The 18,763-nt window shown below is 71.3% G+C and carries 18 protein-coding genes; 9 read left to right on the forward strand and 9 right to left on the reverse strand.

Annotated features, from left to right (window positions below):
• Positions 1-5 precede the first annotated feature (5 nt).
• The 4 genes from ACFQVC_RS34485 (at position 6) to ACFQVC_RS34500 (ending at position 4,254) form a co-directional block, all read left to right on the forward strand.
• Positions 6-1,043, forward strand: coding sequence for a TauD/TfdA family dioxygenase (locus ACFQVC_RS34485; protein ID WP_381838101.1), 1,038 nt, complete (start codon positions 6-8; stop codon positions 1,041-1,043).
• A 252-nt stretch (positions 1,044-1,295) separates the two neighbouring features.
• Positions 1,296-2,696 (forward strand): 3-isopropylmalate dehydratase large subunit, encoded by a 1,401-nt coding sequence (leuC, locus tag ACFQVC_RS34490; protein ID WP_381838103.1) that lies wholly within the window; start codon positions 1,296-1,298, stop codon positions 2,694-2,696.
• Positions 2,697-2,710: 14 nt separating this feature from the next.
• Positions 2,711-3,361 carry a 3-isopropylmalate dehydratase small subunit gene (leuD, locus tag ACFQVC_RS34495; protein ID WP_381838105.1) on the forward strand — a complete coding sequence of 217 codons (651 nt, stop codon included), beginning with the start codon at positions 2,711-2,713 and terminating at the stop codon, positions 3,359-3,361.
• Entirely contained in the window at positions 3,358-4,254 is an 897-nt protein-coding gene (locus tag ACFQVC_RS34500; RefSeq protein WP_381838107.1) for a LysR family transcriptional regulator, read from the forward strand. Before leuD ends, ACFQVC_RS34500 begins: the two co-directional genes overlap by 4 nt.
• A 40-nt stretch (positions 4,255-4,294) precedes the next feature.
• On the opposite strand, the gene ACFQVC_RS34505 is transcribed toward ACFQVC_RS34500, so the two are convergent.
• Complete coding sequence (locus ACFQVC_RS34505; protein WP_381838109.1) at positions 4,295-4,705, reverse strand: cupin domain-containing protein; 411 nt, start codon at positions 4,703-4,705, stop codon at positions 4,295-4,297.
• 78 nt (positions 4,706-4,783) lie between these two features.
• Positions 4,784-6,649 carry an FAD/NAD(P)-binding protein gene (locus tag ACFQVC_RS34510; protein WP_381838111.1) on the reverse strand — a complete coding sequence of 622 codons (1,866 nt, stop codon included), beginning with the start codon at positions 6,647-6,649 and terminating at the stop codon, positions 4,784-4,786.
• Positions 6,650-6,810: 161 nt separating this feature from the next.
• On the opposite strand from ACFQVC_RS34510, the gene ACFQVC_RS34515 reads away from it, so the two are divergent.
• Entirely contained in the window at positions 6,811-7,482 is a 672-nt protein-coding gene (locus ACFQVC_RS34515; protein WP_381838113.1) for a cysteine hydrolase family protein, read from the forward strand.
• 34 nt (positions 7,483-7,516) lie between these two features.
• Positions 7,517-8,698: a pyridoxal phosphate-dependent aminotransferase gene (locus ACFQVC_RS34520; RefSeq protein WP_381838115.1), complete on the forward strand. Its 1,182-nt coding sequence runs from the start codon at positions 7,517-7,519 to the stop codon at positions 8,696-8,698.
• A gap of 157 nt (positions 8,699-8,855) precedes the next feature.
• On the opposite strand, the gene ACFQVC_RS34525 is transcribed toward ACFQVC_RS34520, so the two are convergent.
• Together ACFQVC_RS34525 and ACFQVC_RS34530 are read right to left on the reverse strand one after the other, a co-directional pair.
• The gene (locus ACFQVC_RS34525) at positions 8,856-9,422 is read right to left on the reverse strand and encodes a TetR/AcrR family transcriptional regulator (protein ID WP_381838117.1); all 567 of its coding nucleotides are present in this window, start codon (positions 9,420-9,422) and stop codon (positions 8,856-8,858) included.
• 80 nt (positions 9,423-9,502) lie between these two features.
• Complete coding sequence (locus ACFQVC_RS34530) at positions 9,503-11,026, reverse strand: MFS transporter (protein WP_381838119.1); 1,524 nt, start codon at positions 11,024-11,026, stop codon at positions 9,503-9,505.
• 64 nt (positions 11,027-11,090) lie between these two features.
• On the opposite strand from ACFQVC_RS34530, the gene ACFQVC_RS34535 reads away from it, so the two are divergent.
• Both ACFQVC_RS34535 and ACFQVC_RS34540 read left to right on the forward strand, forming a co-directional pair.
• Positions 11,091-11,963, forward strand: coding sequence for an ArsR/SmtB family transcription factor (locus tag ACFQVC_RS34535; protein ID WP_381838121.1), 873 nt, complete (start codon positions 11,091-11,093; stop codon positions 11,961-11,963).
• A 149-nt stretch (positions 11,964-12,112) separates the two neighbouring features.
• On the forward strand, positions 12,113-13,120 hold the full coding sequence (locus tag ACFQVC_RS34540; RefSeq protein WP_381838123.1) for a TauD/TfdA family dioxygenase: 1,008 nt from the start codon (positions 12,113-12,115) through the stop codon (positions 13,118-13,120).
• A 172-nt stretch (positions 13,121-13,292) separates the two neighbouring features.
• On the opposite strand, the gene ACFQVC_RS34545 is transcribed toward ACFQVC_RS34540, so the two are convergent.
• Both ACFQVC_RS34545 and ACFQVC_RS34550 read right to left on the reverse strand, forming a co-directional pair.
• Entirely contained in the window at positions 13,293-14,018 is a 726-nt protein-coding gene (locus ACFQVC_RS34545) for a response regulator transcription factor (protein ID WP_381838192.1), read from the reverse strand.
• 86 nt (positions 14,019-14,104) lie between these two features.
• On the reverse strand, positions 14,105-15,289 hold the full coding sequence (locus ACFQVC_RS34550) for a LeuA family protein (protein WP_381838125.1): 1,185 nt from the start codon (positions 15,287-15,289) through the stop codon (positions 14,105-14,107).
• Between the two features lie 307 nt (positions 15,290-15,596).
• Here ACFQVC_RS34550 and ACFQVC_RS34555 point away from each other — a divergent pair, with 307 nt between their 5' ends.
• Complete coding sequence (locus tag ACFQVC_RS34555; protein WP_381838127.1) at positions 15,597-15,779, forward strand: hypothetical protein; 183 nt, start codon at positions 15,597-15,599, stop codon at positions 15,777-15,779.
• A 56-nt stretch (positions 15,780-15,835) separates the two neighbouring features.
• Here the strand turns inward: ACFQVC_RS34555 and ACFQVC_RS34560 are convergent, their stop codons facing one another.
• The 3 genes from ACFQVC_RS34560 to ACFQVC_RS34570 all read right to left on the reverse strand — a co-directional run bounded on the left by ACFQVC_RS34560 (position 15,836) and on the right by ACFQVC_RS34570 (position 18,716).
• Positions 15,836-16,879, reverse strand: coding sequence for an enolase C-terminal domain-like protein (locus tag ACFQVC_RS34560; protein WP_381838129.1), 1,044 nt, complete (start codon positions 16,877-16,879; stop codon positions 15,836-15,838).
• Between the two features lie 174 nt (positions 16,880-17,053).
• On the reverse strand, positions 17,054-18,055 hold the full coding sequence (locus ACFQVC_RS34565) for a helix-turn-helix transcriptional regulator (protein ID WP_381838131.1): 1,002 nt from the start codon (positions 18,053-18,055) through the stop codon (positions 17,054-17,056).
• A 58-nt stretch (positions 18,056-18,113) separates the two neighbouring features.
• Positions 18,114-18,716: a TetR family transcriptional regulator gene (locus tag ACFQVC_RS34570; RefSeq protein ID WP_381838133.1), complete on the reverse strand. Its 603-nt coding sequence runs from the start codon at positions 18,714-18,716 to the stop codon at positions 18,114-18,116.
• Positions 18,717-18,763: the final 47 nt, after the last annotated feature.

Here is an 18,763-nt window from a genome sequence, read left to right on the forward strand (position 1 = left end):
CACTGATGACCGCGACCACCGACCACGGCGTCCCGGCCGCCCCCGTCCTCACCCCGACCTTCCGCGAGATAGCCCTGCCCGACACGGTGCGGGACGCTCTCGGCGGGCAGCTGGCGCAGCTGCCCGACCCCAATACCGACATCGACCGTTCGATGACCCGGCTGCTGCAGATCTTCGCGGACCTGCCGACCGAACTGCTCCAGCAGATCCTGGACTTCGGCCGTCATATCGACACCCCGGGCGTCTCCCTGGTCAGCAATCTGCCGGTGGACGCCGATCTGCCCGACACCCCTTCGGACGGCGGTCCGAGCACCGACAAGAAGACCTTCGTGGCCGAGGGCGTGCTGCTCGGGCTCAGCGGTCTGCTCGGCGAGCCGATGGGCGTACTGACCGAGAAGGCCGGGCAGTTGGTGCACGATGTCATCCCGGTCGCGGGTGGCTCGATGACCCAGACGAACCAGGGTTCAGAGGTCTTCCTCAACTTCCACAGCGACATCATGCACGACGTGATCGGCCGCTATGACGTGGCGAACCCCGACTTCCTGGTGCTCAGCTGCCTGCGTTCCGACCACGAGGGCATCGCGGGCACCTTCTACGCCGACGCCCGTGACATCTCGGCCGCGCTGCCTCCGGAGACCCTGGAGACGCTGCGCAGCCCGCTGTTCCGCCTGAACGCGCCGGGCAGTTACGTCCGTGACGTCGCGGGCGGCCAGGACGTCCTGTCCGAGCCGGTGCCGATGATCAACGGCCATGCCGACTACCCCGAGATCGCGATCTCCGCCAATGGCGTGCACCCGCTCACCAGCGGTGCCCGCGAGGCCCTGGACACCCTCCAGGAGGTCTGCCGCAAGGTCGCCCACCAGGTACAGCTGAGGCCGGGCCAGGCCCTGTTGATCAACAACCGCAAGGGCGTGCACGCCCGGTCCACGTTCACCGCGCGCTACGACGGCCGTGACCGCTGGCTGCAGCGGACCTACGTGCGCCGCAGCCTGTGGAACGTGCGCTACCGCGTGACCGAGGAGAACCGCCGGATCCACTACTGACCGGCACTCCCCCGCGTCAGTGACCAGCACCCCCGCGTCACTGACCGGCACCGCCGCGTCCCACAGAGGCCCCCGTGCCCGCGCCGAGCGATCCTCGGCGCGGGCACGGGGGCGCTCGCGTCCCGGGCCGCCGTGGCATCGACCGGTCATTCCCCTCGCGGCCATGAGCGGACCGCTGCGCAGGCCCCCTCGCGCGGACCATGATCGACGTATTCGCAGGCAGAACGGCAGCGAAGCGAGTCGAGGGAGATCATGGGTACGACACTGGCGCAGAAGACATGGGACGCCCATGTCGTGCGGCGTGCGAGCGGCGGCGACGATCTGCTCTACGTCGATCTGCAGCTGCTCCACGAGGTGAACACCCCGCAGGCCTTCGACCGGCTGCGGGCCGCGGGCCGCGGTGTGCGCCGCCCCGATCTCACCGTCGGCACCGAGGACCACAACACGCCCACCCTCGCCCTCGACCGGGTCATCAAGGACCGCGAGGGCCGCCGGCAGGCCGAGCTCATGCGTTCCAACTGCGCCGAGTTCGGCATCCCGCTGCACAGGTTCGGCGACCCGGGCCAGGGCATCGTGCATGTCATCGCGCCCGAACTCGGCCTGGTGCGGCCCGGGATGACGATCGTGTGCTGCGACTCGCACACCACGACGCTCGGCGCGTTCGGGGCGCTGGCGTTCGGGATCGGCGCGAGCCAGGTCGAGCATGTGCTCGCCACCCAGACGCTGCCCATGCGGCCGCTGAAGACCATGGCCGTGAACGTCGAGGGCACCCTGCCCGAGGGGGTCAGCGCCAAGGATCTGGTGCTCGCCCTGATCGCCCGGATCGGCACCGCGGGCGGCCAGGGGCACATCATCGAATACCGCGGCGAGGGTGTGCGGGCGCTGTCGATGGAAGCCCGGATGACGCTGTGCAACATGTCCGTCGAGGCCGGCTCACGGGCCGGGATGGTCGCCCCGGACGAGACCACGTTCGCCTATCTCGCGCAGTGCCCCGGCATGCCGCAGGGCGCGCAGTGGGACAGCGAGGTCGCGTACTGGCGCAGCCTCGTCAGCGACGCGGACGCGCACTTCGACAAGGAAGTCACCCTCGACGCGAGCGTGTTGAGCCCGTACGTGTCGTGGGGGACCAATCCGGCGCAGAGCGTCCCGCTCGACGACCGGGTGCCCGCGGCCGACGGCTTCGCCACCGCGGCGGAGCGCGCGGCGGCCGAACGGGCCCTCGCCTACATGGACTTGAAGCCCGGCACGGCCCTGCGGGACATCACGGTCGACACCGTCTTCCTCGGTTCGTGCACCAACAGCCGGATCGAGGACCTGCGGGCCGCGGCCGATGTGCTGCGCGGACGCAAGGTCGCCGACGGGCTGCACATGATGATCGTGCCCGGCTCCGCGCGGGTGCGCCTGCAGGCCGTGGAGGAGGGCCTCGACCGGGTCTTCGCCGAGGCCGGCGCCGACTTCCGGGTGGGCGCGGGCTGTTCGATGTGCGCGGCCCTCAACGAGGACCGGCTGCTTCCGGGCCAGCGCGCCGCCTCCACCAACAACCGCAACTTCGAGGGCCGGCAGGGCCGCGGGTCGCGCACCCACATCGTGTCGCCCGCCGTCGCCGCCGCCACGGCCGTCACCGGACGGCTTTCCTCGCCCGCCGATCTGTGAGCCGGAGTCCCGCCATGGAGAAGTTCACCGTCCATACCGGCACCGCCGTACCGCTGCGCCGTACCGATGTCGACACCGACCAGATCATCCCGGTGCGGTTCTGTGCGAGCACGAGCCGCACCGGCCACGCCGACGCCCTGTTCGCCGACTGGCGCGCCGAGGAGGGCTTCGTCCTGGAGCGGCCCGAGCGCAAGGGCGCCACCGTCCTTGTCGCGGGGCACGACTTCGGCACCGGCTCGTCGCGCGAGTACGCGGTGTGGGCGTTGCAGGACTACGGCTTCCGGGCCGTGATCGCGCCCCGCTTCGGCGATATCTTCCGCGGCAACTCGCTGATGAACGGCCTGCTCACGGTCGTGGTTCCGGCCTCGGTGGTGGAGCGCCTGTGGGAGCTGACGGAGGCCGACCCGCACGTGGGCGTCACCGTCGACCTGGAGCGCCTGGAAGTGCGATGTGCGGGGCTCGTCCAGGGCTTCACCCTCGACGAGGACATCAGGCGCCGGCTTCTCGGCGGCCTGGACGCCATCGCCGACACCCTGCGCTTCGAGCCGGACATCGCACGGTACGAGTCGACGCGCAGGCCCGCGCTCCCGATGACGCGCGAGCCGCTGCCTGTGACCGGCGAGCCGCTTCCGGGGCCGCCCGAGCCGCTTCCGGCAGCGCGATGAAGCTGTCGCAGTGCGCGGCGTTCGTCGCCATCGCGGACACCGGCAGCTTCACCAACGCCGCCCGCGCCCTGGGCATCAGCCAGTCCGCCGTCAGCCACGCCATCGCGGGCCTGGAGGCGGAACTCGGGGTGTCCCTGATGGTGCGTGACCGGTCGGGTGTGGAGCTCACCGACGCCGGGCGGCGGGCCCTGGAGCCCGCGCGCGCCACGGTGGCGCAGTCCGAGCGGGTCCGGCAGGCCGTGCACGGCGAGGGCACGGAACCGGAGGGCATCGTGCGGATCGGCACCAGCCAGAGCTTCGCGGCCCGCCTTCTGCCCGCCCTGATGTCCGAACTGCACACCCGCCACCCGCTGTTGGAGATCGAGCTGCGTGAGGGCAGTGACGCCCAGATCGCCCAGTGGCTGCGCGGCCACGGTATCGATATCGGCATAGTGAGCCTGCCCAAGCAGGGCCTTGCCACCGTGCCGCTGCTGCAGGACGAGATGTTCACGGTGCTGCCGCTCGACCACTCGCTGGCCGCGCACACCGAGCTCGGCATCCATGAGCTCGACGGGGAACCGTTCCTGATGCCGGTCGGCGGCATCGAGGCCCTGGTGCGCGCCGCGTTCCGCACCGCGGGCCTGGAGCCCGCGATCAGCCACCACGTACGCGATATCAACGCGCTGCTCGCGATGGTCGCCGCCGGGCTCGGCACGACGGTGCTGCCCCGGCTCGCGCTGCCGGCGGCGCTGCCCGATGTCCGTCTGGTGCCGCTGTCCCCGCCGATCGTGCGGCACTTGGGTATCGGCACCCGGCTCGGCTCGCAGGACCTTCCCGTGGCGGCGGCCTTCATCGACGTGGCGCGGTCACTGGCGCTGCGCAACGACTGGAGGAGGCTGCCCGTTGCGGTCTAGGCGAGCGCTCCGGCGCCCTGCGGCCCGCTTGCGCGGACGGTCACACCACGGGCCGGGTCGGCGCGTGCCGGACACCCAGCACGGTGCAGCCGGTCTCGGTGCTGACCTGGTGCACGCTGCCCGGCTCCTCGATGACGAGGTCACCCGCCCGGTACCGGTCACCGTTGTCGTTGCACAGCTCCCCTTCGAGTACGAGGATCAGCTCGTAGCCGAGGTGTTCGTGCAGGTCGCCATGGGCTCCCGGGGCCATCCGGGTAATCATCGCGGCGCCGGAGGCATCGTCGTCGGTGACATAGAGGCGGTGCAGGTCGACGCCGGCCCGGCCGGGCTCCTGCCAGCGCTCCCAGCGCAGCGCGTCGAGGCCCACGGGGTCGAAGATGTCGCGCAGGACGGTGACGTCGCGCTGCTGCGGCTCGGCGGTGGGGGCGGCGGGCTTGGTGACGACGGACATGGGTGTACTCGCTTTCACGTGCCGGAGGAGTGGGACGAGGCTTGCGGGTGGGGCGGATCGGCGGGTGAACTCCCGCTCCTAGGCGGCGAGTCGGGCCGCGCGTGTCAGGACGGGGGCGGTCACGTCGGCCGCGATGGCGTCCGCGTTCTGCACGAAGTCCGTCCAGAAGCCGGGCCTGCTGCTGCCGCCCTGCATGAACCAGCGGGTGTGCTCGGTGGGAATGCCGAGGACGTAAAGGCCCTCGTCGGCCTTGCCCGTGCCGTCCACCGGATGGAAGGGCGCCGCGGTCACGGCGACACCGCCGGTGTCGAACCGGTCGCCGTCCGCGCCGTGGTTGACGTACGAGGTCCAGATGCCCTGCTCGCGCAGGCTGCGGGTCAGCGGGTGCGGGTCGAGACGCACATCGGGCGTGGGGATACGGGCGTCGACGATGGTGTCGACGAGGACCTTGGAGCCCGCGACGTACGGCGAGTGCACGGCGAAGCGTCCCGATGCGGCGTCCGGCAGGAAGCGGGTGTCGGGTCCGGCGACGCGGAGCAGTCCGCAGTCGAGGAGCGCCGCGACCTGCTGCAGGCGGGTGCGCGGCGGTCCTGCGGCGAGGAAGGAGCTGCGCGGCACGTACCAGCCGAGGAAGTCCTCGCGGTGCGAGGTCGGGGTGAGGCCGGCGTAGTCCACGAGGGCGCGGATCACGGCGCGGGAGTCGCGGATGACGTCGAGTGCGGCCTTGAGCGGGTCGTCGACATTGCCCGCCTCGGCGTGCGCCAGGTCGTCGGCGAGGGCGGCCACGAGGGCCCGCCCGAACTCCTCGGGGCTGTCGAAGTGCCGGCCCGCGAACGGCCGTGCCTGCTCGTCCAGATCGATACGGGGCACGTCTTCGAGTCCGTATCCGGCGGCGATGGCGACGACGTCGGGTACGCCGGTCTCGGCGGCGGCGACCACTTCGGCTTCGAACGCGGCGGATTTGCCGGGGCCGTAGCGGGCGGTCAACGTCGTCGCGTAGTAGACGAGTTCGACCTCGGCGAGCAGCCAGGGCAGGGCGTCGTCGGCGAAGGAGATCGCGCCGTGGCGGCTGTGGGCGAGGATGCGCTCCGTCGTGAACAACGCGTGGTCGTAGCGGTGGTCGTGGTGCTTCTGGTTGCGGCCGCGGGCGGGCAGCGGCATCGCGCTGCGCGACCCCGCGACGATGACGGGTTCGCGGCCGCTCGGCCGGTAGACGAGTCCGTCGTCGCCGTTGTCCTCGAAGGTGCCGCCGCGGCCCTCGGTGAGCGCGGCCATCACGTCGTAGAAGGAAAGGCCGAGTCCGAGGACGCCGACGGTGGAGCCCGCCGGGATGGCGTCGAGCGGCATATCAGCCGCCGAGTCGCCCGCGATATACCGCAGCTGTGGGTGCTCCTTGGCGAAGGCGGCCAGATGGCGCTGGGTGCCGGTGAGTTCGGGAGTGGTGTGCCCGGTGGTGAGGATGACCCGGTCGGCGGTGAGGTGGGCGCCTTCCCTGAGGGTGAGGCGATAACCGTCGGCGGTCCGCTTCAATTCATCGACCGTCGCCTTGACGGGTATCAGCCTGACTTTCTCGGGGAGGTTTTCCTCGATGGTTTTCAGAATGAACTGCATATAGCGGCCGTGCAGGGCGCGCGGCGCATAGCTGTTGGGCCCCGGGTACTCCGGGTCGACGGCGCTCCACCACTGCGCGAGGGAGGGCCCGGCGCCGGGTCTTGCGGGGCCGCCGTCCGGCTGCCCGGAGAACGCGGAGACCTCGTCGGCCACCGTGTTCATCAGAAACCAATCCGGCTGGTCGGTGCGCCAGATACGGCCGCTGCCGATCTGGTGCGAGTCGATGAGGTAGATCTCCATGGCCTCGTCGATGCGGCTTTCGGCGAGGCGGGCCGCCATGCGCTCCAGGATGGAAAGTCCCCTGGGCCCGCTGCCGACTATTGCCACCTTCATTTATCTACACCTTTCGGTCTGCGGTTCCCGTCTCGCTGCACCCAAAAGATATGAGCCGCTGTATCTACAGTTCAAGACGGGTTTATTGATGCATCGCATGAGCGTTGTTCATGCGATTTCGTTGATACGGCCGGTTCGCCGGCCGGGAAGGGAAGCAGGAAATGGACAAGGATCAGCGCCCCGGGCAGGAGCGGGGCCGGCGCCCGGCGCTCCTCGTGCTCGACCTCATCAACGAGATCGTGCACCCCGAGGGCAAGTACGCGGCGGACGGCTACTACGCGCAGGCCCGCGACCGTGGCGTCATCGAGCACACCGCGGAGGCCATCGCACGGGCCCGCGCGGCGGACATCCCGGTGATCTACGTCGTGGTCGGCTTCGGCGAGGGCTATCCGGAATGGCCATCGGGCTCGCCCGTCTTCGAGAAGGCCAAGGCCGACCAGCGGCTGCTCCTGGGCACGTGGGCGACGCGGGTGCACGACGCGCTCGCACCCGCGCCCGGGGAGCCGGTCGTCGCCAAGCACCGCATCAGCCCGTTCCACGGCACGAACCTCGAACTCCTCCTCCGTACACAGGAGATCGACACGCTGCTGCTCACCGGGGTCTCCACCGAACTGGTCGTCCTGACCACCGCGCAGGCGGCCCACGACCGCGACTACCGCGTGCAGGTCCTCGAGGACGCGACGCTCGCCGGCGACCAGGAGATCCACGAGGCGGCGCTCAAGGTGCTGTCGCGTATCGCCACGGTCACGACGGTCGAGGACGCGCTGCCCGCGCGTGGGTCTGCGGCTGCGGCTGCGCCTGCCGCCGCCGACACAGCCGATGCAGCCGCGTAAGTCACCCGTCAGGGAAGGGAGTTGAGGGAGAGAGATGACCAACCGGGCAGCATCCCGCTTCGGCACGGTCGGGGCGTCGGCGACGTACGCCGTCTTCGACATGGTCGCCGAGCTGCGCGCACAGGGCGTGGAGATATTCGACCTGGGCGGCGGCGAACCCGACTTCGACACTCCTGAGCACGTCGTGGACGAGGCGGTGGGCGCGCTGCGCGACGGCTTCACGCACTACACCCCGAGCCGCGGCGTGCCCGCGCTCCTGGAGGCCGTCGCCGACAAGCTCGCCAAGGACAACGGCGTGATGGCCGACCCGGCGAGCGACATCATCGTCACGCCGTCCGCCAAACACGCCCTGTTCGCCGCGCTGTTGACGGTGCTCGACCCCGGCGACGAGCTGCTCGTGCCGACGCCGAGCTGGGTCAGTTACACGGCGATGGCCCGGCTGATCGGCGCGCGGCCGGTGCAGATCGCCCTCGACGGCGCGAACGGCTTCCGGATCACCAGGGAGCTGCTCGAACAGCATGTGACACCGCGCACCAAGGCCCTGCTCGTGAACTCGCCGAACAACCCCACCGGCCGGTCCCTGACCACCGAAGAGGCCCGCGCGATCAGCCGGTTCGCGGCCGAGCACGAGATACTTCTGATCTCCGACGAGATCTACGAGAAGATCCTCTACGACGGCAACGAGCACCTCAGCCTGGCCTCGCTGCCCAGCTGCGCCGACCGCACGATCACCGTGAACGGCTTCTCCAAGGGCTACGCGATGACGGGCTGGCGCCTCGGCTACGCGGCGGGGCCCACCGATCTGATGGCACAGATGCTCAAGGTGCAGCAGCACACGGTGGGTTGCACGGGTTCGTTCGTACAACGCGGCGGCGTCGCGGCCCTCACGGGCCCGCAGGAACCGGTCCAGGAGATGGCCGCCCAGTACGCGGCCCGCCGCGACCTGGTGGTGAACGGCCTCAACTCCCTGCCGGGTATCTCCTGTTCACCCCCGGACGGCGCGTTCTACGCCTTCGCCGACATCCGCGGCACCGGCTTCACCGACTCGTCGTCCTTCGCCCAGTGGCTGCTGAAGGAAGCAGGCGTCGCCCTGATGCCGGGCTCCGCCTTCGGCCCGGGCGGCGAGGGCTACGTACGCCTGTCGTTCGCGACGTCCCCGGAGGTCCTGGCGGCGGCGATCGACCGGATGGGCCAGGCCCTGTCCCTGCGGGGCTGAGGCCGCAAGGGAGTCCGGGACTCCCCCGCGGCGGCCCGCCGCCCGATGGAGAGCGCCCCCGTTGCCCGGCCGCGTGCCGGGAACGGGGGCGCTTTTGTCGTTGCGGGTGCCGGTCTCCCCGGCCGGGGGCCGCGCACCGTGCTGTGCTCGGCGCGGATTACGCGCCGTCCTCGTACCCGAGCAGCTGCAGTGCTCCGCGGATCGACGCTTCGAAGGGTTCCGCGGATTCCGCGGAGCGGGCCACCACGTAGCCGCCCTGCACCACGGCGGCGATCATCGCGCCGACCGCCTGCGGGTCGAGCCGGGTGTCGATGTCGCCGTCCGTCTGGCCCTCGGCGACCAGGTCCGCGAGGCGGGCGCGCAGCCAGGCGAAGAGTTCGTCGAGGGGGGCGCGGAGGCGGGCCTCCTCGATGACGTCGAAGTCCATCGTGAGGCGGCCGATGGGGCAGCCGCGCAGTACGTCGCGCTCGCGCAGCAGATAGGACGCGATGCGCTGAACCGCGGTGCCGGGCCCGGCGAAGTGCGCCTCGGCCGCGTCCCGCAGCTCCTGCGCGCTGCGCTGCATCGCCGCGAGGGCGAGGCCCGCCTTGCCGTCGAAGTGGTGGTACATGCTGCCGACGCCGACGCCGGAGCGCTCCTGTATCGCCTTGGGGCTCGTGCCGACGTAGCCCCGCTCCCAGAGCAGTTCGCGGGTGGCTTCGATCAGCCGTTCTGGGGTCGCCATGGCGGCACTGTATCCAGTCGTCCGGGGCCTTGACCAAGGGTTCGACGGGGCATCTGATCAAGGCTTTCGATCGGGTCCCATCAGGCATTCCGCTGGGCGGCGCGGCGCCGTACCGACAGGGCGAGGACCGCTCCGGCCGCGAAGGCCGCCGCGGCGATACCGGCCGACAGACGCAGGCCCGAGGTGAAGTCGGCGGCGGCCGCGGCGAAGGTGCCGAACAGGGCCACGCCGACGGCGCTGCCGACCTGCCGCGAGACGTTGAAGACGGCGGAGGCGATACCGGCGCCCGACGCGGGGGCGGACTCGATGATGGCGGCGGTGGCGGCGAGGGCGGTCATGGTCTGGCCGAGCCCGGTGGCGATCAGGGCGAACAGCAGCACCGGGTAGGGGGTGTCGGGCCGGGCGAGCAGCCAGCCGAGGAAGCCCACGGTGCCGAGGACGAGGCCCGCGGCCATCGGGACGTACGGCCCCGTGCGGGCGGCGACCCTGCTGAACAGGGGGGCGGCGACCAGGCCCATGCAGACCGAGGGCAGCAGGGCGAGTCCGGTGGCCAGGACGCTGAAGCCGCGCTCCTGCTGGAAGTAGAGGGTGGTCAGGAAGAGCATGCCGTAGTAGCCGAGGCTGATCAGCAGGCCGATCGCGGCGGTCGAGGTGAAGGCGCCGGAGCGGAACAGGGACGGCGGCAGCAGCGGTGCGCGCAGGGTGCGGCCCTGTGCCTCGCGGCTCTCCAGCGTGCGCTCCACCAGCGCGAAGGCGGTCAGCGCGGCGACACCGACGGCGAAGGCCGACAGGACCAGCGGTGAGGTCCAGCCCTGCGAGCCGGCCTCGTTGAGGCCGCCGGCCAGGGCGACCAGACCGACGATGCCGAGTACCTGTCCGACCGGGTCCATCTTGCGGGTGGCCGACTTGCGGGCGGTGGCCGGGATATGACGCATCGTCAGGTAGACGGCGAGGGCGGCGACCGGCAGGTTCAGCCAGAACACCGCGCGCCAGTCGAAGCCGGAGATGAGCAGGCCCCCGACGGCGGGCCCGGCGCCGAAGGCGACCGAGGCGACGGCGCCCCAGATCGCGATGGCCCTGGCCCGCACCGCGCGGTCCGGGTAGGTGGCCTGCAGCAGCGCGAGCGACGCGGGCACGAGCAGCGCGGCACCGGCGCCCTGGGCGAGCCGTCCGGCGATCAGCGTGCCGGGGGTCGCGGCGAGACCGCAGGCCAGCGAGGCGACGCTGAAGACACCGAGCCCGGTGAGGAACATCCGGCGGTGCCCGAGCCGGTCGGCGAGACCGCCGCCGAGGAGCAGCAGTCCGGCGAAGACGGTGCTGTAGCCGTCGACGATCCACTGGAGTGCGGCGGCGCCGGTGTCCAGGGAGGTGCGGATATCGGGGATGGCGACGTTGACGACGGTGACGTCCAGCATCACCAGGAAGTAGCCGAGGCTGAGTGCGATCAGCGGGGGCAGGGCGAGCGCGGGCTTGCGGCTCTTGGAAGTCCGCTTGCTCTTGCTGTTCCTGGGAGCCGGGTTGCTGTTCTCGGGGGCCCCGGAGGTGGGCGCGGACGGCTGCGGGGCGGTCCGCTGCGCGCCGGGGGCGATCTCTGCGGTGGTCATGGAAAGAGCATCGGCGCCAGATACTTCGCTGGGCGTCGAAGTGTCGATGTCGTACGCTGTGATCATGCCGAATGCCAGCCGCGCCGCCGGAGAAGCCGGGCCCGCCAAGGGAAACCCGGGCCGTCCCGCCCCCCGGAAGTCCCTTCGCCCCGGCACCGCCGCCGAGGACTCCGACCGTCAGGGCGAGCCCCTCAAGCACCAGACCGATATCGCCCGCGCCGCCGCCCTGATCGCCGATCCCTCACGTGCCCGCATCCTCAAGTGCCTGGCCGACGGGCGTGCGCTGCCCGCCAGCGCGCTCGCCGGGGAGGCGGGCGTCAGCGCCGCCACCGCCAGCTCGCATCTCGCCAAGCTCGTCGAGGGCGAGCTCGTCACCGTCAAGGAGCAGGGCCGCCACCGCTACTACCGCCTGGCGGGCCCGGACGTGAGCGCCGCCCTGGAGTCCCTCGCCCTGATCGCCCCGCCGCTGGCGATCACCTCGCTCAAGCAGAGCAACCGCACCAACGCCCTGCACCGCTCCCGCACCTGCTACGACCACCTGGCGGGGCAGCTCGGCGTCGCCCTGATGCGGACCCTGATCGAACGCGGTGTACTCACCGGGCACGACGGCATCCACCGCCCGAAGGAGGCGGTGCGCGACCGGCCGTCCGCGTACGGCCGTGACCTGCGCTACGAACTCACCGACGAGGGCCGTGTGCTCCTTGCCGAGCTGGGCGTCGACGCCGACCGGCTGCCGCCGCGCCGCCCCGCGATCCGCTACTGCGTCGACTGGAGCGAGCAGCAGCACCATCTCGCCGGCGGCCTCGGCGCGGTGCTCACGGCCCGTCTCTTCGACCTCGGCTGGGTGCGCTGGGGTGCGAGCCCCCGCGTGGTCCATCTGACGGACGAGGGCGCGGTCGGCCTGGAGCGCTCACTCGGACTCGTGCTCGCGGGCTGAGCCCGGCCGGGCACGCGGCCTGAGCGCGCGGCCCGGCACACGTGCCTCCACCTTTGGCGGAGGCACGGCTCGCCGTTGGCGTAGACGACCGTCCCCGGCTCCTCCAACAGCCGATGTACGGCGCCGGGCCGGCCGGGATGCTCGGAGCCATGGAACCGATCTACGTACTCTCCGATGCCGAGCGCGATCAGCTCACCGCCGTACTGCACTCCGTGGCCAAGAGCCCGTACGAGGACTACGAGGACTTCTCACGCGCCGTCGGCGACGTGGTGGCCCGCGGAGAGGTGCCCGCGTTCTTCACCGATGTCTGCGCGCGGATCAAGTCCGACCGCGCCAGCGGCGCGTCCGACGCCCATGTGCTCCGCAACTGCCCCCTCGACGAGGAGATCCCGCTCCTCGACCTGGACGACCCGGTGGCGGACAAGCACGCGAAGAAGAAGACCTTCATCGGCGAGGCGTTCCTCGAGCTCTTCGCGCAGCTGGTGGAGACCCCGCTGCTGTCCTACGCGACGCGCTTCAACGGTGACTTCTTCACGGACGTCGTCGCGATCAACCGCTACAGCGGGATGCAGACCGGGTTCAGCGACAGCGAGCTCGTCTACCACAACGACCGTACGGCGCACCCCGTGCGCGCCGACTTCATCTCGCTGCTCGGCATGCACTGCCCCGAGGGCGACTTTGTCTACACCGGCTTCGTGGACGGCCGCGACCTGCTCGCGCACCTCAGCGACGAGGACCAGATCCAGCTCAGGGAAGCCCAGTTCATCACGCCGTTCGATGTCTTCTCCCGGGACAACAACCAGGACCTGACGGTCTCCGACGTGCACCCGATCCTGGAGAACCACCACAGCTTCCGTTACCTGGACACCTGCACCACGACCGCGCCCGGCGCCCCCGAGGCCGCGAAGGACGCGCTGCTCGCCCTGAAGAACGCGATGGTGCGCGCGGACAAGACCCGGCACCGCATCCTCACCGGCGACCTGTTCACCTTCGCCAACCAGGACGGTCTGCACAGCCGCGACAAGATGGAGATCAACGACCCGGCGCGGGCCCGCCAGCGCTGGCTCCTGAAGACCTACGCCTTCCGGAACGAGGCCGCGGCCGAGCAGCACGCGGACCGCTGGCTCGACGGGGTGCGCGGCCGCGTCGGCGACTGAACCCCGGGCCCGCGCGGGCGGCCAACAGGACGGTGCGCGGGGCGACTTGAACCGCCCCGCGCCCCGTCTGCCGCCCCGCCTGCCACCCGCTTCCAGCCGACGGCGGCACCCCCGACCCCCGGGCCGCCGTCGGCTGGACCATGTGCCCGGTCTGGCGTCTCAGGACCATGTCTCAGGACCACGGCGGGCGGTCGCCGTCGAGGGCCTGGCGCATCAGCAGGACCGCCTCCAGGCGGTTGCGGACCGACAACTTGGTCAGGGCGTGCGAGACATGGCTCTTGACCGTCGCCGGTGTGACCTTGAGGCGGCGGGCCGTCTCGTTCGTCGACAGGCCGTCGGCGAGCAGCGTGAGCACTTCCCGCTCCCGTTCCGTGAGAGAGCGGAGCAGCAGCCCGACCGAGCGGTCGCCCCGCTCCCGGCGCGGCGCCGCGGCGGCAGGCCTGGCCTGCGGCGTCCACAGGCCCACCAGCTCCGGTGACACCACCACGTATCCGGCCGCCGCCGCCCGCACGGCAGCCGCGAGCCGGCCGATCTCCGGGTCCTTGACCAGGGCACCCACACAGCCGGCGGCGAGCGCGGCTCCGAGCGAACGGCCGGTCCAGCCGGTGCCGAGCAGCAGGACGCGAATGCCCTTGTGCACCAACTCGGCCGCCACCGGGTCGGGTTGGGCCCGGGACGCGTCGGCGAGTACGACGACGTCCACTCCGCTCAGCGGCCAGCGGTGCAGCGGCTCGCCGCTGTCGGCCGTGCCGAGCACCTTGATCCCGTCCGCGCCGCCGAGCGCCCCCGCGAGCACATGCCGGGACACCGGGTCGGCGTCGGCGAGCAGGACGTACACGTCGGGGCGTTCCGGCTCGTACAGCAGCACCCGCCCGTCCGCGGCGTTCTCCACGGTCATCTCCACTCGGATCTCCGTTCCCTTTCCGGCCCGCCGGTCATGAAAGGGCCGGGGCCGGCGTGTGCCGGCCCCGGCCCGTGGTCCGCTCAGGCAGCGGTCGGCAGCTGCTGTCCCAGCAGTTGGCCGGCGAGGCGGTCCTTGAGGACGGAGATGTCCTCGCAGTCGCCGCCCACGCGCTCGGCGATGTGCTCGCGGTACAGCTCGGCCAGCTCCGCGTCGCTCACCGCGATCTCGAGCTCGTCGAGGATGTGCCGCAGCACGGCCCGCCCCGAGTGCCGCCCGATCAGCAGGGAGCGCTCGCGGCCGAACCGGGCGGGCTCCACGTACTCGTACGTGGCCGGGTTGCGCAGCATGCCCTGCTGGTGGATACCGGCCGCCGTGCCGAAGGCGTACGTCCCGAAGATCGCCTTGTTGCGCGGCTCCTCGAGACCGATCACATGGCGCAGGGCGGTGTACGCCTCGTACATCGCGGACACGTCGATGTCCGTGTGCAGGCCGAGGACGTCGCCCTTGTACGAGAGCAGCGCGGCCAGCTCTTCGAGCGGGGTGTTGCCCGCGCGCTCGCCGATCCCGCCGAGCGTCGCCTGCACCTCGTCGGCGCCGGCCTCGAGGCCCGCGACGGCGTTGGCGAGGGAGAGCCCGAAGTCGTCGTGGCAGTGCGTCGCGATCCGGATCGCGTCGGGCAGCCAGCCGCGGAACTTGCCGATCAGGGCGGCGTATTCCTGCGGCAGATTGCAGCCGGAGGTGTCGGCGACAGCGAAGCAGGTGGCGCCCGCGTCGACGGCGCCGAGCGCGATGTCACGCAGCAGCTCGTCCTCGCCCCGGCTGGCGTCCTCGATGCCGACGGATACCGCCTCGACGCCGAGGGAGCGGGCGTAGGCCACCGTGTCGGCGACCTCGTCGACGGCCTGCTGCCGGCTGATGCCGCGCTTGTGCAGCAGATGCATATCGCTGCCGGTGGCCATGATCTGCACCTGGTGGCGCTCGGTGCCGCCCGCGGTGACGGCGGTGTCCACATCGGTGCGCACCGCCCGGCAGAACGTGGTGAACCATGCCGAGGTCAGATTCCGGGAAATAAGGCGGGTGGCCTCGAACTCACTGGGAGAGGAGGCCGGAAAACCGGCTTCGATGAAGTCGGCACCGAGCGCTTCTATTCGCAGGGCTATATCAAGTTTCTGTTGTGGATTCATCGCGTTTCCGGGCGCCTGCTCGCCGTCCCGGAGCGTGGTGTCAAAAATGGATACCCGGCGTGAATCGGCCGTCGGTGTCATCGGGTCCCCTTCCTGGGTCGACGCTGCTCGCGCAGCTCAACAACCTGCAGACTAGGCCGAGTCGAGACGCCGTAACGTGCTGCCGCGGTGGCCGGAAAAGGCCATGACCCGGATGGGTCGATCATGGTCGCGAGGCCCTCGGAAAGTGCGCCTCTTGAATTACTGATACGTCGGCCGGTGGCCGGTCAGGGCCACGGCACAGTTGGGTCACCTCCACCGGTTGCCGAAAGGTGGAGGTGGAATGCGAAAGTTCCCTTGAAAGCGCAGCCGCCGCTGCGCCGGATCTTGTCACGGAAGAAGGAAAGCCATGCGTAAGTCCCTGAACTCCGCCACCGGTGTCGCCGCCAAGCTCGTCCGCCTGTGCGCCCTCGGCGTCGCGGCCGCCGCCCTGGTGGGCACGGCGGCCCTCGCGAACGGCAGCGCCACCGACACCGCCGAGGTGCGTACGACGGCGGGCGCGGCCGCGCCGGCCGACCTGATCTGGGGTTGAGGGGCTGGGGGCGGACACGCCCCCGCAGGGGCGGGCGCGCGCCGGACGGCGGGCGCCTACCCCCACAGGGACGGAGCGGGCGGGGCCAACACCCCGTCCGCGTCCTTGTGTTGGGCCGCCATGACCTGTTCGGCCGCCGGGTCGCCGGGAATCCGCAGCCACTGCGAGAAGTTCACCTGGTCCGCGCCCGCCGCGACATGCAGCGCGGCCGCCCAGGACCGTGGGGTCGCCGGAGGTGCGCCGAGCAGCACCGACAGACCGCGCTGGTCCGCCTGCCGCATGATGTCCAGGGCCGCGGTGAGACCGCCCACGGCGTCCGGCTTGAGGTTGATGCCGTCGTAGCGCGACACCAGTCGTCCGATGTCGCCGCTCTCCCCGTACGCCAGATCGGCGATGATCGGGAACGGCCGGCGCAGCGCCACGAGCGCCCCCGACTCCCCTTCGGGCAGCGGCTGTTCGAGCAGCCGCACCCCGTGCGCCTGCAGCACCGGCAGCATCGTGTGCAGCCGGTCCGCGTCCCAGGACCCGTCCGCGTCGGCCATCAGCCAGGCGTCGGGCCGGTGCCTGCGCACCGTGTCGAGCCGGGCCAGATCGTCCTCGATGTCGCCCGCGCCGAGCTTCAACTTGAGCGCCCCGAAGGTGTCGCTCTCCTTCAACTCCACCTCAAGACCCGGGTGTTCGGTCAGCGGCAGGGTGAGGACGGCGGGCACGGGGCGTGGTGGCGGTACGCCGAGGAGCTCCCAGGCGCGCTGTCCGCTGCGCTTGGCGAGCAGGTCCCACAGGGCGGCGTCGAGTGCGCTGCGCAGCGGTCCGGGCGGCAGCAGTCCCGCCAGGTCGACGGGGCTGATCATCCGCTCCAGGCGGGCGCGGGCGCCGCCGAGTTGGGCGCGTACGACAGCGGGGGCGTGCTCGTCGAGGGTGGGCAGGAGCGTCGCCTCGCCCCGCCCGGCGCTGCCGGCGTTGCGCAGAGTCACGCGCAGCACGGCCCAGGGACGCCCGCCGTCGGCGGCCTTGCCGTGCGGCGGAGCGACCGGCAGGACGGCACACCGGACCCGCATCGGTGTCCCCGTAAGGGACTTGAGGAATGCGGGGTCGAACACGAGGGCTCCAGACTCACTGCCGTTTGCCGGGGCACCATCGTGACGCGCGGCACACGGAGTCACCAGGCCGGCGGTGCGGCCCCCTGCGGCGTGGCCGCAACCGGACACCCGGCCGGGCGGAGCCGTCAGGCACGAAACCTGGGCAGGCACGAACCCCGGACAGGCCCGAAGCTCTCAGTCCAGCAGCCCCATCTTCGCCGCCGTGATCCCCGCCTGGAACCTGCTCTCCACCCCGAGCCGTGCCATCAGATCCGCCATGACCCGGCGCAATGTCCTTACGGACACGCCGAGTTCACGCGCGATGGCCTCGTCCTTACGGCCGGTGGACATCAGCCGCAGCACCCACAGCTGCTGGGAGCTGAGCCCGGACTCCTGGCCGGTCTCGGCCGCCTCGAGGGGGGCCGCCGAGGCCCAGCACATCTCGAAGACCTTGACGAGCAGCGCGGTGACCGCCTCGCCGCGCAGCACCATCATGGCGTTGGAGGAGTTGGTGTGCAGGGCGGGCACCAGGGCCTGTACCCGGTCGACGAGGATGAAGCGGAACGGCACGATATTGGCGATCCGCACCTGTGCGCCGCCGGCCCGCAGCTCCTGCAGATGCGTCATCGAGTGGATGATCCGGGTCATCGGCCGCAGGTGGATGCTACGCATCGTCACTCCGCGCTCCAGGACCTGCAGATCGCGCCGCAGCCCCTGGGCGAGCGCCTCGGGCGCCATCACGGGGCCGGGGTGCATGCTGAGGATCTCCGAGGTCGCGATGTCGGCGGTGTCGCTCAGGACGCGCGCGATCTTCTCGGGGCAGGTGACCACTTCACCGCTCAGGCCGCTGGAGCGCGCGGTGTGCAGCGGCAGGAACACCTCGCGCATCGCGTCGATCTGCTCGCGGGTGCGACGGATCTGGTCGGTCAGGCGTGACGCGGCCTCTTCTTCGGCGGTGAGCAGACGCAGCAGGGCGGCCTCGGGCGCGGTCGCCTTGGCGGACTGCCCGCTGCCGGCCGTGTCACCGTCCGGCGACTCGATGAGCAGGCCGAGCCCGATCAGTTCACGGCGTGCCTGCTCGATCTCGTCGACGGTGGTGTCGAGTTGCTCGCAGGCGCTGCGCACCGTCCAGTTGCTGCGCGCCGAGGCGTACTCGAAGAGCCGCAGGGCCTGGGGCCCGATGGTCGGTGTACTCATGTCGTCCGCTGCCTTTCCCTGACGGATCGATGAGGCCTTTCGCTGCGCGGGGTCCGCGTCAGCCGCCCGAACCGAGGAGCTCCCAGAGCCCGTTGAGTCGGGTGCGGCTGCCGATGCCGGGACCCGCGCCCGCCTTCGCACCCGCCTTCGTGCCCGAGGGCGCGCCCGACTGTGCCCCGGCGAAGATCGCGGTCGTGACCAGGTCGGCGAAGGCGGCCGCCGGGAACGCCACCGCGAGCCCGGCCTCCCGCTGTGCCCGCCGCACCAGTTCGGTGAAGTGCGCGGAGATCAGGGTGACCAGGTCCCGTTTCCCGGAGCCGCACAAGCCGTCCGACGCGAGCCGGACGGCGGCCCGGAAGACCAGGTCGTCGTCCATGAGGAGCGCCAACCGCTCGGCCAGGAGCCGCAGTTCCGCGACCGAGTCGAGGGGCTGTGCCGCCTGCTCCGCGCGCAGGGCCTCCCAGCAGGACGCGGCTTCGTCGGCCAGGGCCTCGGCCAGGTCCTCCTTCGAGGCGAAGTGGCCGTACAGCGCGCCCTTGGTCATGCCGATCCGGTCCACCACGGTCTTCAGACGCGCACCGGAGTAGCCGCGCGCGGCGAACTCCTCGGCTGCGGCGTGCAGAAGCAGACGTCTGGTCCGTACGGACCGCTCCTGACTCATCGGAGATGTCTCGCATCCGCTCCGTCTCTCCTGTCCGGTGAGAACTC

The organism is Streptomyces monticola, from assembly GCF_042665355.1.
GTDB classification, from domain to species: Bacteria; Actinomycetota; Actinomycetes; order Streptomycetales; family Streptomycetaceae; genus Streptomyces; species Streptomyces monticola.